13 protein-coding genes are annotated in these 13,776 nt (G+C 58.1%); 3 read left to right on the top strand and 10 right to left on the bottom strand.

What is annotated here, in order from left to right; genetic code table 11:
* Nucleotides 1–35: 35 nt before the first annotated feature.
* Both D7X94_RS04145 and D7X94_RS04150 read right to left on the bottom strand, forming a co-directional pair.
* Nucleotides 36–797: a heparan-alpha-glucosaminide N-acetyltransferase gene (locus D7X94_RS04145; protein WP_243111148.1), complete on the bottom strand. Its 762-nt coding sequence runs from the start codon at nt 795–797 to the stop codon at nt 36–38.
* Nucleotides 794–1,282: a deoxycytidylate deaminase gene (locus D7X94_RS04150; RefSeq protein WP_120426500.1), complete on the bottom strand. Its 489-nt coding sequence runs from the start codon at nt 1,280–1,282 to the stop codon at nt 794–796. Before D7X94_RS04150 ends, D7X94_RS04145 begins: the two co-directional genes overlap by 4 nt.
* Nucleotides 1,283–1,456: 174 nt before the next feature.
* Here D7X94_RS04150 and D7X94_RS04155 point away from each other — a divergent pair, with 174 nt between their 5' ends.
* Nucleotides 1,457–3,592 carry a hypothetical protein gene (locus tag D7X94_RS04155; protein ID WP_120426431.1) on the top strand — a complete coding sequence of 712 codons (2,136 nt, stop codon included), beginning with the start codon at nt 1,457–1,459 and terminating at the stop codon, nt 3,590–3,592.
* Complete coding sequence (rsmA, locus tag D7X94_RS04160) at nt 3,589–4,443, top strand: 16S rRNA (adenine(1518)-N(6)/adenine(1519)-N(6))-dimethyltransferase RsmA (RefSeq protein ID WP_120426432.1); 855 nt, start codon at nt 3,589–3,591, stop codon at nt 4,441–4,443. Before D7X94_RS04155 ends, rsmA begins: the two co-directional genes overlap by 4 nt.
* Here rsmA and D7X94_RS18710 read toward each other — a convergent pair.
* The 6 genes from D7X94_RS18710 to pfkB all read right to left on the bottom strand — a co-directional run bounded on the left by D7X94_RS18710 (nt 4,432) and on the right by pfkB (nt 10,692).
* Complete coding sequence (locus D7X94_RS18710) at nt 4,432–4,896, bottom strand: hypothetical protein (RefSeq protein WP_147401654.1); 465 nt, start codon at nt 4,894–4,896, stop codon at nt 4,432–4,434. The genes rsmA and D7X94_RS18710 overlap by 12 nt on opposite strands.
* Nucleotides 4,808–5,779 (bottom strand): TPM domain-containing protein, encoded by a 972-nt coding sequence (locus tag D7X94_RS19445; protein ID WP_120426434.1) that lies wholly within the window; start codon nt 5,777–5,779, stop codon nt 4,808–4,810. Before D7X94_RS19445 ends, D7X94_RS18710 begins: the two co-directional genes overlap by 89 nt.
* A 499-nt stretch (nt 5,780–6,278) precedes the next feature.
* Nucleotides 6,279–7,019 (bottom strand): hypothetical protein, encoded by a 741-nt coding sequence (locus D7X94_RS04175; protein ID WP_120426435.1) that lies wholly within the window; start codon nt 7,017–7,019, stop codon nt 6,279–6,281.
* 269 nt (nt 7,020–7,288) lie between these two features.
* Nucleotides 7,289–8,446, bottom strand: coding sequence for a toxic anion resistance protein (locus D7X94_RS04180; protein WP_120426436.1), 1,158 nt, complete (start codon nt 8,444–8,446; stop codon nt 7,289–7,291).
* Between the two features lie 78 nt (nt 8,447–8,524).
* The gene (locus tag D7X94_RS04185; protein WP_120426437.1) at nt 8,525–9,691 is read right to left on the bottom strand and encodes a 5-bromo-4-chloroindolyl phosphate hydrolysis family protein; all 1,167 of its coding nucleotides are present in this window, start codon (nt 9,689–9,691) and stop codon (nt 8,525–8,527) included.
* A gap of 53 nt (nt 9,692–9,744) precedes the next feature.
* A complete protein-coding gene (gene pfkB, locus D7X94_RS04190) occupies nt 9,745–10,692 on the bottom strand; it encodes a 1-phosphofructokinase (RefSeq protein WP_243111150.1) in 948 nt (315 codons plus the stop codon).
* A 140-nt stretch (nt 10,693–10,832) separates the two neighbouring features.
* Between pfkB and D7X94_RS04195 the strand changes: the two genes are divergently transcribed.
* On the top strand, nt 10,833–11,168 hold the full coding sequence (locus D7X94_RS04195) for a hypothetical protein (RefSeq protein ID WP_120426439.1): 336 nt from the start codon (nt 10,833–10,835) through the stop codon (nt 11,166–11,168).
* Nucleotides 11,169–11,547: 379 nt separating this feature from the next.
* On the opposite strand, the gene D7X94_RS04200 is transcribed toward D7X94_RS04195, so the two are convergent.
* Both D7X94_RS04200 and D7X94_RS04205 read right to left on the bottom strand, forming a co-directional pair.
* Entirely contained in the window at nt 11,548–12,264 is a 717-nt protein-coding gene (locus tag D7X94_RS04200; RefSeq protein ID WP_120426440.1) for a hypothetical protein, read from the bottom strand.
* The gene (locus D7X94_RS04205; protein WP_120426441.1) at nt 12,245–13,363 is read right to left on the bottom strand and encodes a phosphotransferase enzyme family protein; all 1,119 of its coding nucleotides are present in this window, start codon (nt 13,361–13,363) and stop codon (nt 12,245–12,247) included. Before D7X94_RS04205 ends, D7X94_RS04200 begins: the two co-directional genes overlap by 20 nt.
* Nucleotides 13,364–13,776: the final 413 nt, after the last annotated feature.

Genomic DNA, 13,776 nt, shown 5'->3' on the forward strand with positions numbered 1-13,776 from the left:
GCCGCTGGCAGAAGGCGGAGCCGCGTTTCCGTCTTCTAGCCCGGCAGCGCCTGGAAAATCAGGAATATTCCCATGAGCACCGGCTGGTGCAAAAGGTAAATCAGCAGGCTGTGCCGGCCCACAAAAGCCAGGGGGGCAAACCCCGGCTTCAGCATCTTCATCACGTTCCGCCGGGGGCTGAGCATCCGCCATAGAAAATATCCGGAGAGATACAACAGAAACCAGGGGATCAGAGGGAAATAGTCAGAAGAGGAAAAGCCTGGTCCAGGCAGGCCCGCCACTGCCAGCCAGTCCCACTGGTATAGCTGCTCCGGCAGGGGAACAAGGGCCAATCCCTCGAAGCCTAAGTTGCCCCGGGGCACATTCCGGGTGAGGAAAAATCCCCCCAGCGCCAGAGCAAAGCCCAGCCCCGCAGGAAACGGCGGCCAATCCAGCTTGCTCCACAAAGCCCAAACCGCGCATTGGATCAATCCGGCCAGTCCCAGAAGGTATAACACCCCAAAGAGGATAAATTCCGAGGGCATGGCGGCATACGTGACGGCGCTTACCAGCACCCCCGCCCCTAAAATGATGAGCCCGTGGCGCACTGGATGGGAGGACAGCCGGAAGCAGAAACCCGACAGGAAGATGAAGCCCCAACAAATACTCTGCTGCCACACATAGCCCGGCCAGCCGGTATACCACTCCATAGGCACGCCTATAATATTCACTACATCATATAGCGCGTGATAGGCCACCATATTGACCACCAGAAGCCCTCTCAGGGAATCCAGCGCCCGGTATCTCGCCCCGCTCAATAGCCCAGCACTCCCCGCAAGGACTCGTCGTCCTCCACCCAATCCCGCACCTGAATCACCCGAAAATGCTCCTTGTCGTCCCGCACAATCACCTGTTCAATCCCGGCATTGATCACCAGCCGCTTACACATAGAGCAGCAGACAGCGTCCTTGATGTAGCCGCCCTCATTCACTTCGGTGCCCGTCAGGTACAACGTCGCGCCGATCATATCCCGGCGCGGCGCGGAGATAATCGCGTTGGCCTCGGCGTGAACCGAACGGCACAGCTCATAGCGCTCTCCCCGGGGGATGCCCAACTTTGTCCGCAGGCAATAGCCCAGGTCCGAACAGTTCTGGCGGCCCCGGGGCGCGCCCACATAACCGGTAGAGATTACCTCGTCATCCTTGACAATGACCGCGCCGTAGCGGTGGCGCAGACAGGTGCATCGCTGAGAGACTACCTCGGCTAGATCCAGATAATAATTGGTCTTGTCCCTGCGCTCTATGGCTTTCATAAGAACGCCCCCTTCCCTTATTGGGAATATTCTAGCACAATCCGCCCCAAAAGGCAACTGGGCTTTTGGGAGGAACCCCGTAGGCGCGCTACCGCTCTTTACTTTCTTTCAAAAAAATGGTAAAATGGTGCTATTCCATATCATGCAGAAATAGAGGGTGGCTTCATGTACGGTTCCTTTTCCGGCGGCGTTATGGCTATGGCCATGATCTGCTTCTTCCAGGCCTGCGGCCTTTGCCTGTCCGCCGTCCTGCTGTCCCGGGAATCTCCCGGAGCACGGGTGCTTTTGGGCAGTGTGCTGGGCAGCGTAAGTATGCAGTGGCTTCCGGCACTGTCCGCTTTTGCTTTTGACTTCACTCTCGCCGCCCAGATCTCCGCCATGATCCTAGCGGCTGGAATGGTTTTGGCCTGCGCCCTCTGGGCGAAAAAGCGGGGCCTCGCCCTCTCCCCCTTCGCTGGGCTCAAGGAGTCCGCCAAGGCCTTTCTCCGGCATAAATTTCTCTTTGCCGTGGGGGCCCTCTGGGTGTTCTTCTGCTTTCTGGTCCTCCACTCCTTTCGCTGGGAGGAGGGCAAGGTGTTTAGCAGCCAGGCCACCTTTGGCGACATGGCCATGCACCTGAGCTTTATCACCAGCCTGGCCCGTCAGGGTACTTTTCCTCCAGACTACTCCCTGCTTCCCGGCACGCGCCTCTCCTATCCCTTCCTCTCTGACAGCATCTCCTCCAGCCTCTATCTGCTGGGCGCGCCCCTACGTCTGGCCTATTGCCTGCCCATGTTCTTGGCGGGAGCTCAAGTGTTGTTTGGGGGCTGGCTCTTCTTTCACCGGATGACTGGAGGCCGTTCCCAGGCCGCTGTGGCCTGGACGCTGTTCTTCTTTAACGGCGGCCTGGGTGTCCTTTGGTTTTTGGGGGGACCGCCAGAGAATTTTACCCGAATCTTTACAGCATACTATGAAACGCCTACCAACTATACCGTAGAAAATATCCGCTGGGTCAACGTGGTGGTAGACATGATGCTCCCTCAGCGGGCCACCCTGTTCGGCTGGGCGGTGCTGTTCCCAACTCTCTGCCTGCTGTATCGGGGCGTGTTCCAAAAGGACCGGCGGTGCTTTCCCATCGCGGGGCTTCTGGCCGGGGCTCTGCCCATGATCCACACCCACTCCTTCCTTGCCCTGGCATTGGTCTGCGGCTCCTGGCTAACGGCTGAGCTCCTGGATTTTCACCGGCGGGGTTCCATAGCCGTCAAGACCGGCAAGGTCCTGATTCTCCTGGGCCTAGGGATCATGACGGGACTCAAGGTCTGGCTCTCCTCCACGGAACAGGCGGATTCTCCCTGGCTGCTGACTTTTGTCGTCTTTGCCTTTAGCTTGTGGGCCGGCTTTCTCCTAGTTCTCGCTGTCCAAGGAGTACGCAGGGGAATGGGGCCTTGGTTGGGAAAAACCTGGAGGACTTTGCTCCTTGTCACCTGCCTTCTGGCTTTGCCCCAGCTTTTTACCTGGACCTTCCGGCAGGTAGGCGCCGGCGGAATGGTTCGAGGTCATTTTGGCTGGATTACCGGGCCGGACAATTACCTGTGGTTCTATCTGAAGAACCTGGGAGCTGCGGCTGTGCTGGGGCTTCTTGGGCTCCTCCTGGCAAAAAAGGAGGACTTCGCCCGGTACTGCCCGGTGATGGCCATTTGGTTTCTGGCGGAATTTGTGGAGTTCCAGCCCAATGACTACGACAACAACAAGCTGCTCTACGTGGGCTACCTGTTCCTCTGCTGTGCCGCCGGGGACGGGCTGTGCTGGATTCTCCAGCGGCTTATGAAAAAGGCCTCCCGTCGGGTCCAGGCCTGGACAGCAACTGCTGCCATATCTCTTTTCTCTGTTTCGGCGGTCCTCACCATGGGGCGGGAGGCTGTTGCAAGCTACGAGCTTTTCGGGGAAGGCGCTTTGCGGTTGTGCCAGTACATAGAAGAGGAGCTTCCGCCGGACGCCATCGTCCTCACGGACCAGCGGCACAACAACGAGGTGGCGTCCCTCTCCGGGCGGAACGTGGTGTGCGGCTCCTCTGCCTATCTCTTCTACCACGGCCTAGGATACTACCACAACGAGGAGGCCAGCCGGTTGATGTACCAGCAGCCAGAGGAGTACCGGAATCTTTTCCTGCAATTCGGCGTAGACTATGTGCTAGTCAGCGACTTTGAGGAGAGTTCCTTCCAGGTGGACACCGCCGCTTTGGAGGGCATGTTCTCCTGTATCTACGACGATGGTGTCCGAAAGCTATACCGGACCCATTCAGAGAGCGGAGGAAACCCATGAGCCATTTATCCGACCCGGCGGCGGTCCGGGAGCTTCTGGCCCGGCACGGGCTGCGGCTTTCTAAGGGATTGGGACAGAATTTTTTAATCAATCCCAGCGTATGCCCCCGTATGGCGGCGGCCTCTGGCGCGGCGGACTGCGCCGGGGTTTTGGAGATCGGGCCGGGAATCGGGGTGCTCACCTGGGAACTGGCGCAAATCGCGCCGAAAGTCATCGCCATTGAGCTAGATCGTCGGCTTACCCCTGTCCTAAAGGAAACTCTATCCGGCTGCGGTAATGTGGAAGTAATCTGGGGTGACGTGCTGGAGCTGGACCTATCCCGGCTGATTCAAGAGAAGTTCGACGGGGAACAGATCTGTGTCTGTGCCAATCTCCCCTATTACATCACCTCCCCGGTAATCATGACGCTGCTGGAAAGCCAGCTGCCTCTTTCCACCATAACGGTTATGGTGCAGAAAGAGGCAGCACAACGGCTATGCGCGCCCCCCGGCGTACGCGCTTGTGGCGCAGTCAGTGTCGGCGTACACTATCGCAGCCGTCCCAAGATATTATTTCAGGTAAGCCGGGGTAGTTTTCTGCCCCCGCCCAACGTAGACTCCGCTGTCATTCGTTTTGATCTGCTCCCCACTCCCCCAGTTGCCGTATCCCATGAGCCCACACTCTTTCAAATAGCGCGGGGAGCCTTTTCTCAGCGCCGGAAAACTGCCGCCAACGCCATTTCTGCCGCTCTGGGGATCCCCAAACCTCAGGTGGAAGAGGCGCTGTTGGCCGCAGGATCCCCTGCCAATGCCCGTGCCGAGCAGCTTACTCTGGAACAGTTCGCGGTTCTGGCAAATATATTATCGGAATAAATTTTTGGGAAAGGAATGGACTCCATGACAGATTTGGAACGCAAACTTTACAAATTTCTTCTTATGATAGACGCGATTGCCATTGTGATCAGTATGATTGCCGGACCGCTCCGCCACACGGCCATCTCTATTGGCGCGGCTGCCTCCGCCGCATTGATTTCGCTCTCTCTCATTCTTTACGGTCTGTACTTTTGGGCCAAGCGTTAAAGGTGAGGTTACTTTGCATGCCGCCCCGCAAAATCTTCGATTTTGCCGGAAAGAAAGGGCCTGGAGAAAATTTCTCCAGGCCCTTTCTTTCCGAGGTTGGGCAGCAAAGCTGCCCGACCGGGCGGCGGCCTTCAAAAATCCTAGACTGAGGAGCAAGTTATCTCCTTCCTGCTCCGCCGCCACGACTGCCACCGCCACCATGGAATCCACCGCCGCCAAAGCCACCTCGACCAGCGCCTCCTCCATGGGAACGTCCTCCTCCAGTGAATCCGCCGAAGCCGCCTCTAGGCGGATGGGGACCTCCAAACCCAGGCCCGCCAAAGCCTCCTGGAGGCGGAGGCGGCGGGGGCCTCCAATAGCTCCGTCTCCGGTTCATCATACTGCCCAGCATCATGCCCTGCCAGAAGCCTCCGCCTCCACCAGAGCCTCCTCCGGGTCCGCCACGGCCTCCTCGGCCCATCCGGCCAATCAAATTAAAAACCAGCAGGATCACTACCGCCACCACAACCACCCGGCCGACGGCAACCAGCACCGAAACAGCCTTTCCCAAGCCGGAACGCCGTTCCGAATACCTACCGTCCGTCACGGTTTCATGGCCGCCGTAGGGTTCGTTTTCCTGGTAGTCCTCGTAGTAATCCTCGATCTCATCTACAACCGCATCGAAGAAATTTTCCACACCTTTGTCATAGTCCCCAGCGGCAAAATCCTCCTCCAAATATTCATCCAGCAGCTCCTGGAGCTTCGCCCCGTCGAAATAGCCGTCGATCCCGGACCCCGCCTGGGCATAGTAATCCCCGTCCCCCTCGCCGATGGCCAGCACCAACAGAATACCGTTGTCCCGTTCCTGAGAGCCGATCCCCCAGCTGTTGAACAGCTCATAGGCGTAATCCTCAATATCCTGACCGCCCAAGAAGTCCACCGCTACAATCACTACTTCCGCGCCGCATTCCTGAAATAGCTCTCTGTTTTCTTTCACAATCTCCCGCTCAGTAGAACTGGAAATCACCCCGGCAGAGTCCAGCACATATTGATTCTCCGGCCGGTCCGGCACCGCAGCCAGAGCCGCCGGAGCGAAACCGATCAGCAGAAAAACCGCCAGCAACACGCCTGCCAAACCGCGTCTTTTCATCTGGGCGAACCTCCCTTTCCAAAATGGTATACTTTTATGGAGTACATATTGGCCTCTGGCAGCTGGGCGGTCACCCCCAGACCCCTGACCAGCTTAAGACCAGCTGGACCGGTCAATGCTGACCAAGGAAAAAGTTTCGTCCACCTTTTCAAAGGTGGTGGAGGTTTGAAGGGCGCTGGTCTCCGGTGGAGACCGTCAAGCGCCGACCGAGCCGGCAGGCGAGACCCAGAGCCTCCAAGGTCTTGTCCTTAAACACCTGAGAAGCGCATTTTTTGAAGTGGTGAATCATAGTTAACGTTCGCTCCGCTCGGTTAACTATCCGAGTTTTGCAACTGAGAAAAAAGTTTCCCGGAAACCGGAACCAGCCAGCTGTGTGCGCAGAAAATCAGCAAGTTCGCTCGCCCAACCTTGTGCTCCGCAATCAGCCAGCGCGAACACCCACGCGCCCATATAAAAATACTGACGCTCAAAACCAATACTTGCCAGCTTTCAACAGATTTTATTCAAAAATGTCATCCAGAACATCATCTACGAAATCGCCCACCTGTTCTCCTACAGCCTCCCCGTACTCCTGGGCCCGCTGGCCCATATCCTCGCCGAACTTCGCCGTCCGCTGGGCAATCTGCTCCGCCGTTTTACCGGTGTCCCGGGTCGTGGCAGCGGTTCCCTCTTCCACAGGGGGACTCTCCTCGCTCCAGCCTTCAAAAGTGGCCATGGGCTTGACCAGGGCGATGGGCCGCAGCCGCTCCACCTTCTGGTTGAAACTCCGGGCGTCGTCGTTGTAGCTGCTGCGCTCGATCTTATCCTGCTCCGACTCCATCTGGGCGATCATCTGTCCGGGATATTTTTTGTCCCGCTCCGAAAGGTCCAGCTCCTCCAGGGTGCTGGCGATGGCCGCCGCCATGGGGTCCAGGTTCCGGTTGGCCTCGGCCTCCTCCCAGAAGGTGTAGTCCCCGGACCAGGCGTTCTCGGAGGCGCTGATCCGGTACTCCAGCTCGTCGATCAACCCCTCCAGGCCGGGCTCCTGCTGGGTGTAGCGCTCTGCCACAGTGATCAGATTCTGGGCAGCCTCCCGGCGCTTTTCGATCCCCTCATAAATCGCGTACCCGCCCTTGTCGTAGTAGTAGTCCTCGGCGGCTCTGTCCCGCAGCTTGATAAGAGAGCGGTTGACGCCCAGGGGAACAGAGGCAAGAATGGCGGCGGACATGATGATTCCGCCCACAAGATTTTTCGTTTTCATGGAGAAGCCGTCCTTTCTATGCAAATAAGACCTTGGGGGCTCTGCTTACAAAGCACCACAACCATAGCCACAACCATTGCGCGGTCCTAGACTTGGCGAAGCCAAGTCTCAGGCGTCTAGGCCCCTGGTAGGGTGTGCCTTAGCAACGTCCCACACCCTGCGAGCTTTTGAAAAAGCTCGACCAAAACTTTTGCCATGGTCAGCTTTCTCCTCTCAGCCAGCTCTGGGCGTAAACGGAAAAGCCAAACCGCCGTTCTCCGCGCCGAAAATCAGGTATGGATGTCCAGGAGCTTCTGCTTCAGCTCGCCCTCCAGCCGGCCGATCTCCGCCTCGGCGGCCCGGCGTTTGGCCCGGCCCTCGTCCTGAATCCTCACCACCTCGTCCAGGGTCTGGATCAGAGACTGATTGGTGATGCGCAGGGTCTCCATGTCCACCACGCCTCGCTCGGATTCCCGGGCGGTCTCGATGGTGCTCATCTTCAGCTTTTCAGCGTTTTTGCGCAGGAGCTCGTTGGTCATGTCGCTGACCTCCCGCTGGGCCCGCACGGCCTGCTCGCTATGGACCAGCCCCAGGGCCAGCACCATCTGGCTCTTCCACAGGGGGATGGTGTTCACCAGGGTGGACTGGATCTTGTCGCTCATCAGCTTGTCGTTGTTCTGTACCAGCCGGATCTGGGGGGACATCTGCACGCTGACCATCCGGGTGAGCTCCAGGTCGTGGAGCTTCTTCTCAAAGCTGTCGCACTGCTGGGCGAAGTCGTTGGCCGCCTGGGCGTCCTCCGCAAGGCCGCTCTTTCGGGCCTTGTTCTGGAGCTCCACCAGCGTGGTGGCCCGCTCCTGCTGGAGCTTCTTCTTCCCCGCGATGATGTACATGGAGAGCTCCTTGTGGTAGTTCAGGTTCATGTCGTATAGCTTATCCAGCATCACCACGTCCTTCATCAGCTGCACCTGATGGGACTCCAGCGCCGAGGCGATCTTGTTCACGTTCACCTCTGCGCTGTCATACCGGGCCTTCATGGCCACGATCTTGTTCCCCGTGCTCTTGAACCGGCCGAAGAAGCCCTTCTTCTCCTCCTCGTCGATATCGAAGCCCTTGAGCTCCACCACCAGATTGGAGATCTGGTTGCCCACCTCCCCCAGGTCCTTGGTGCGCACGTTGTTCAGGGCGGTGTCCGAGAAGGAGGCGATCTTCTTCTGGGCGGCGGATCCGTACTGCATCACCATGGTGCTGTTCTGCAGGTCGATCTTCTGGGAGAACTCATCCACCACCTTGCGCTCCTCGGGGGTCAGCACGCTCTCGTCCAGGGTGGTGACCTGTGCCTCCTCCTGCTGAACGGGCTGGGGCTCCGGGGCCGCCTCGGGCTCCAGGGTCAGCGTGGGCATCTGGGGGGCCTTCTGTTCCAGCGTCAGTTTGATTTCATTGTCCATCCTTACGACCTCGTTTCAAATTTATTTTAAATCTGTCTCTTTACAGGATCTTGTCTGGTTTCTTAACGATTTATGAAGCTATAGCCCTTTCTTCTCCTCCACAAAGCCCTCCTGCTTGAGCATGGTCTCAAACACGGTGATGTCCGCCGAGATGTCCATGGCCTCGTCGGTGAACAGGGAGTCCAGCTGCTTCTCGAAGGCATCCGCCACGGTGTGCATCATACCCGCTATGTTGAACAGGGTGGAGGTGATGTTCTCCCCCTTCACCGATTGCCGGGAGAGCCGCTCGTAGCTGTTCAGCAGCTTCAAGGTGGTGGGCAGGTAGTAGTTCATGAATTTGCGGATCTGGGGGGCCTTCTCCGGGCGCTTGGCAATGTAGTTGAAGATGTCCGCGGAGGCCCGCTCCATCCGGTCGATATCCGCCGAAAGAGCCTCGTCCGGGATGGCGTCGTTGGCGGCCCGCAGCTTCTGGATCATCTCGTGGCCCTCGTCGATAATCTTATCCACCTCCGGGTTCCCGGTGGAGGATTTCTTCTCCTTCTCCGGCTCCGGTTGCTTTTCAGGTTTAGGCTCAGGCTTTTTCTCCGGCTTCGGCTCCTCCACCGGCACAAACTGCTTCTTCCCCCGGAACAACGCTGAGGAGAGAAGGAATGTCAGCGCTACCACAATCGCGAATACTGCGAAATGCGCCGGTTCATACATGGGAAAGCGCAGAGCGTAAAACAGGGCCATAAAGCCCGTTATATAAAACTTTGCCGGGCTTCCTGCCCGCACCAGCTTCATGGGGGGCATCTGCGGGGGCGGGGCGGGGGTCACGCCCTGCGGGGGGCGCACCGTCTGCCGGGGCTGCGAATTCCGGCCAGACCATCCGGATTGCCCCGCCTGCGCCTGCCGGGGCGGCTGGGCCCAATGTGTCTGGGATGGCGGCTGGGCGGTATACCGGGTCTGATGTGGCGGGGTAGGGCTTTGCTGTCCGGCCGGCTTTGCGCCGTTTTGCCCATTGTACCGGTATGTTCCGTTGGGATTTCCCTGGGCCGGCTGGTGCTGCTGGGCTTCCCGGATATTTTCCGCCGCCGAACGCACCGCCGGTCCCACGGAATTCAGCGCCGCGTCCAGGCCGGCCGCCGCCTTTCCCAACCCTTCTGCCAGCTTATCCGCTCCCGGAATTCCTACGCCTGTAAGGGTTTTATACATCTGGGACGAACGGTATTCATTCTCCACAGGTTTCTTGCTGTTCTGATTCATCGTCTATTTCCCTTTCGCCAGGCCAGCTGAAACGCTATGGCCCTATTCCTATTTTACGGGTTATCCGCTCTTGTGTCAACTGCATTTTCCCCAAAAAACCGGTGGTAAATCTCAACTACCTCTTCCCCTGTGGCAATTTTGGGGGAGAAAGCCGTGGCGGCTCCTGCGGACACCGCCCAGTTCATTGCTTCGGCCGCGCTCTTGGTCTTTTGCCAGCCATAAAGGAACCCCGCCACAAAGGAGTCCCCCGCGCCCACCGAGGACCGCTCTTCTCCCGGCAGCGGAGCCCGAACCAGGACCTGGCCGTCCTCCGCCAGCAGCATGGCCCCCTGGCTTCCCATGGAAACCGCCACGTTCCGGGCTCCCTTTTTCTGCAGCTTCCGGGCATAGGTTTTGGCCTCGTCCTTCTGGGCGATCGTTACCCCGAACAGGGCTCCCAGCTCCTCCAGATTGGGCTTAATCAGAAACGGCTTCGCTTTAAGGCCCGCCAGAAGCGCGTCGCCCACTGTATCTATTACTATATTCACGCCCCGGCCCGCGGCCCTGGCCAGCCGCAAGTAAATCTCTTGGTCCAGGCCTGCGGGCACACTGCCCGCCAGCACCAGGAAGTCCCCCGGACGCAGAGTAGCCGCAAGCCGCTGCTCCAGCCGGTCTATCGCCTCCATAGGGATTTGGGGCCCGGCTCCGTTAAAGGCGGTCTCCTGTTCCGCCAGGATCTTCACGTTTACCCGGGTGAGGCCCTGCTCCAGCTCAATGAATTCCCCGAGGCATCCGGCCCGCTTCAGAGCCGCTGCCAGCGCCTTGCCGGTAAATCCCCCGGTAATTCCCATGGCTACACTCTCCATGTTCAAGGAGTTCAGCAGCAGAGAAACATTGATCCCTTTTCCGCCGGGAAAAAAGCTGGGCTCTCCGTAGCGGTTGATCTCCCCGGTCCGGAATTTCTCTACAGCGAGAAAGCAGTCCAGCGCCGGGTTTAACGTCACCGTACACACCATAATCATACCCTCCTAGTCTTACAAGTTTCTTAAAGTATTCTATCATTTTGAAAAAATTTTTTCAATCTTTTCCGGTGTATTTTCTTCCGTTTTCCGGTAAAGCTAACACCGTCTGTTGAAAACTTTTTGTAAAGAAGGGAATCATCATGCTAAAAAAGCGTTTCTTCATTTTAACAGCCTGCGGCCTTCTGGCCCTTGCCTTTGGCGGCTGCGGCGACGGCAAGGTGCAGAGCACCGTCTCAGAGGTCGTGTCCCGGGTGGGCGACGATGTAAGCGAAACCATCAGCCGGGTGGAATCCGCCCTTGACTCCATGGTGGACGGGGACGATGAGAGCAGCCTCACCAGCCGTCTGGACGACGAGATTTCCGGCAATCTGGACAGTGATCTGGCCGATGACGGCGTGGCCGGCGACGATACCAGCTCTCTTTGGGAAAACGAGGACGACAGCAGCGCCTCTTCCAAAAACACCAAAGACCGGTAGTCAGGTGGGGCTTGAAACAAAAAGTAACCGCGTCCAGAAACGGCGCGGTTACTTTTTTCATTCAGCCGGCTTTTGGGGGGTTCTCCCCTACTCCTTGCCCCTCTCCCGGGCGGCTGGAACCGCGAGCAGGAAAGGCCTTCTCCACGCATACAAAAAAGCGCTTTTTATAAGAAGCCGTACCAATAGGCGTTTGCATTCCCCTTTCCGGCAAATTCAGCCGGGAAGCGGCGTTGTAAAAACTTGCCAATCGCCAGATTGCTTTTCCCCACTGCATTTGCTCGAAAATCGTATACTTTTTGAGAGATAGCGTGCGCGGTCGCTGGTTATCAGAAAGTATAGAAAACCGCTGCAAAAGAATGGGGAATTGGCAGAACAGGCTCTAGGAATACCGGCGAATCAGCGCGGAAAAGAGCATCACCACGGCGCACAGAGCAAATAAAACCAGGGGTACCGATTGGAAGGGTAGGGAAATACACGGCTCCCGATAGAAAAATTGAGCCGGAGGGGAGCCGAACAAGCCATAAAGTAAAAATGGCACGAAAGGCGCGAAGAACAGCTCCCGAAGCCGCTGTCCGGCAATCCATCCCCCCGCCAGGGCCATCCCCAGAAAGAGGGCGTACCACAAGGTCTCGGAGGCAAAATGGTGCCCGCCCGCTAGCCCCAGCAGAAACGCAATAGGATAGACCGGCAGGCAGGCGGCCAGACAGGCCCCGATCAGCCTGACCCGGAGGAATTCCCCGCCCCGCTGCCAGAGGGCCCGGTTAAAAACCCAGGCGGAGGCCAGCTCCAGCAGGAGGTAGATCAGGCTTTCCGTGCCTGCAGGGCACATGTAGAGCGCCAGGGGCGGAATCGCCAGGATGGGCCACAGCTTTTTGGGCCGCGTGCCTGCCACAGCACCCACCAGTACGCAAAAGGGCGGATACACAAAGAGCAATACCGGCACAGTGATTCCTGCCAGGGGATTTTTGTCCGGCGGAATTTGAAGCTGGCGGGGCAGCAGGAGCACCCAGCCCAGAAGGACGGACACTGTAAAGGTATAGAGGTAAGCCAGCAAGGGGAATCCCTTGCCCCCCTTATCAGCAAGAAACTTCCGCATTTTGCGCGGCCACAGCGGCGCGGATAATCTCCCCCATCTCTTCCCTGCGTTCCTCCATCTGCCTGACCAGATGGAACTGGTTCCGGGCCCGGTCCAAGTTCTGCCGGGGATGGGCGGTGCGGAAGTACACGTCCCCGTTGAGGTAGTCTGCCAGGAAGCGGATGCCTACCTCATAAGTCATGGTCCAGGCTCCGTCTGGGAGAGTGTCAAGCTCTGTGCTTGTCAGGGTGGACCCGGCGGCATTCAGAAAGCCCTCTGTATACGCCCTGTAAAGGTCCAGGTCAAAACACACCTTATTAAGATCTGTCTCGTCCTCAGCGGCCGTAGAGGCTCCGGCACGAATAGAATCCCCGAAATCGTAGGCGGTAAGCCCGGGCATCACAGTATCCAAATCGATAACGCAAACGGCCTTGCGGGTTGTCTCATCAAAGAGGATGTTGCTCATTTTGGTGTCGTTGTGGGTGACCCGCAGAGGCAGCTTCCCCTCTGCCAGAAGTCCCGTAAGCAGGCCTGCCTGGCCCTCCCGGCTAAGGGCAAACTCCATCTCTGCGGCTACCTCTTGTAAGCGGCCTTTGGGGTCCCGGGAGGCGGCGTCCTTCAGCTGCTGGACACGCACCGGAGTGTTGTGGAAATCAGGGATAATCTCATGAAGGGTATCCGCCGGGTAGCCGCTGAGCATGGCCTGAAAGTTCCCGAAAGCCCGTCCCGCCTCCCAGAGCATCTGGGCGCTGTCCGGCGTTTCAAAAGAGGCTGTGCCGTCAATGTGCAGGGTGCAGCGCCAGAAATTGCCGGTCGCGTCCTGGCAGACAGGGGCACCGTCTAGGGTGAGGACCACCTGAAGGATCTCCCGGAAGGGGTCGCCGCCCTGTGCCCGTACCTTATTTTGCAGGAACTGGGTGACGCCCACCATATTTTCCATGATCTCCCCGGGATGGGGAAAGACGTAGTGGTTAATGCGCTGCAAAACGTACCGTCCGGAGACTAGGTAGGTATCATTGATGTGCCCGCCGGGCAGTGCCTCCAGGAGGGCGGAGGGTGAGAGGCCGAAGGCCCGAAGGACTTCATTGGGGATGGGGTTGGGAATGAGATTGCTGTTCATGGGGATCACTCCTATGGGATGATAATTTTATGGGGGTGCGGCGGGCGCAACAGCGCGTCCAGATTCCAGCTGGTCCAGAGCGCCTTTGGGCTGGTACGCTCGTGCGCTCAGATAGCGGGTTCCGGAGCCTAAGTTCGCTTTGCAAATGCAAAGCGAAACAAGGGACCATTCAGCGCCGACCGAAGCGGAAGCGGAGACCCCCTACGCAAAACGTCCTACCGGAACGTTTATGCTACCCTCCCGCATTGTTTTCTCAGGAGTTAAGGTCAAGAGATAAGACCTTGAGGGCGTCGAGTCTCAGCTGCCGCTTCGGTCGGTTCGCAGCTTGGTCTGCAATACTTGATTTTGCCAAGTATCCGGCAAAACGCTCACCCCTCAAACTCCCACGAACTTTCTCAAAGGTTGCAGGGTGT

The organism is Acutalibacter sp. 1XD8-33 (assembly GCF_003612555.1).
Taxonomy (GTDB): domain Bacteria; phylum Bacillota; class Clostridia; order Oscillospirales; family Acutalibacteraceae; genus Acutalibacter.

Excerpts from the sequence above, each read along its gene's own strand:
- D7X94_RS04155 (WP_120426431.1), top strand. The coding sequence starts at position 1,457 with ATGTACGGTTCCTTTTCCGGCGGCGTTATGGCTATGGCCATGATCTGC.
- rsmA (WP_120426432.1), top strand. The coding sequence starts at position 3,589 with ATGAGCCATTTATCCGACCCGGCGGCGGTCCGGGAGCTTCTGGCCCGG.
- D7X94_RS18710 (WP_147401654.1), bottom strand. The coding sequence starts at position 4,896 with ATGGAGGAGGCGCTGGTCGAGGTGGCTTTGGCGGCGGTGGATTCCATG.
- D7X94_RS19445 (WP_120426434.1), bottom strand. The coding sequence starts at position 5,779 with ATGAAAAGACGCGGTTTGGCAGGCGTGTTGCTGGCGGTTTTTCTGCTG.
- D7X94_RS04175 (WP_120426435.1), bottom strand. The coding sequence starts at position 7,019 with ATGAAAACGAAAAATCTTGTGGGCGGAATCATCATGTCCGCCGCCATT.
- D7X94_RS04180 (WP_120426436.1), bottom strand. The coding sequence starts at position 8,446 with ATGGACAATGAAATCAAACTGACGCTGGAACAGAAGGCCCCCCAGATG.
- D7X94_RS04185 (WP_120426437.1), bottom strand. The coding sequence starts at position 9,691 with ATGAATCAGAACAGCAAGAAACCTGTGGAGAATGAATACCGTTCGTCC.
- pfkB (WP_243111150.1), bottom strand. The coding sequence starts at position 10,692 with ATGATTATGGTGTGTACGGTGACGTTAAACCCGGCGCTGGACTGCTTT.
- D7X94_RS04195 (WP_120426439.1), top strand. The coding sequence starts at position 10,833 with ATGCTAAAAAAGCGTTTCTTCATTTTAACAGCCTGCGGCCTTCTGGCC.
- D7X94_RS04200 (WP_120426440.1), bottom strand. The coding sequence starts at position 12,264 with ATGCGGAAGTTTCTTGCTGATAAGGGGGGCAAGGGATTCCCCTTGCTG.
- D7X94_RS04205 (WP_120426441.1), bottom strand. The coding sequence starts at position 13,363 with ATGAACAGCAATCTCATTCCCAACCCCATCCCCAATGAAGTCCTTCGG.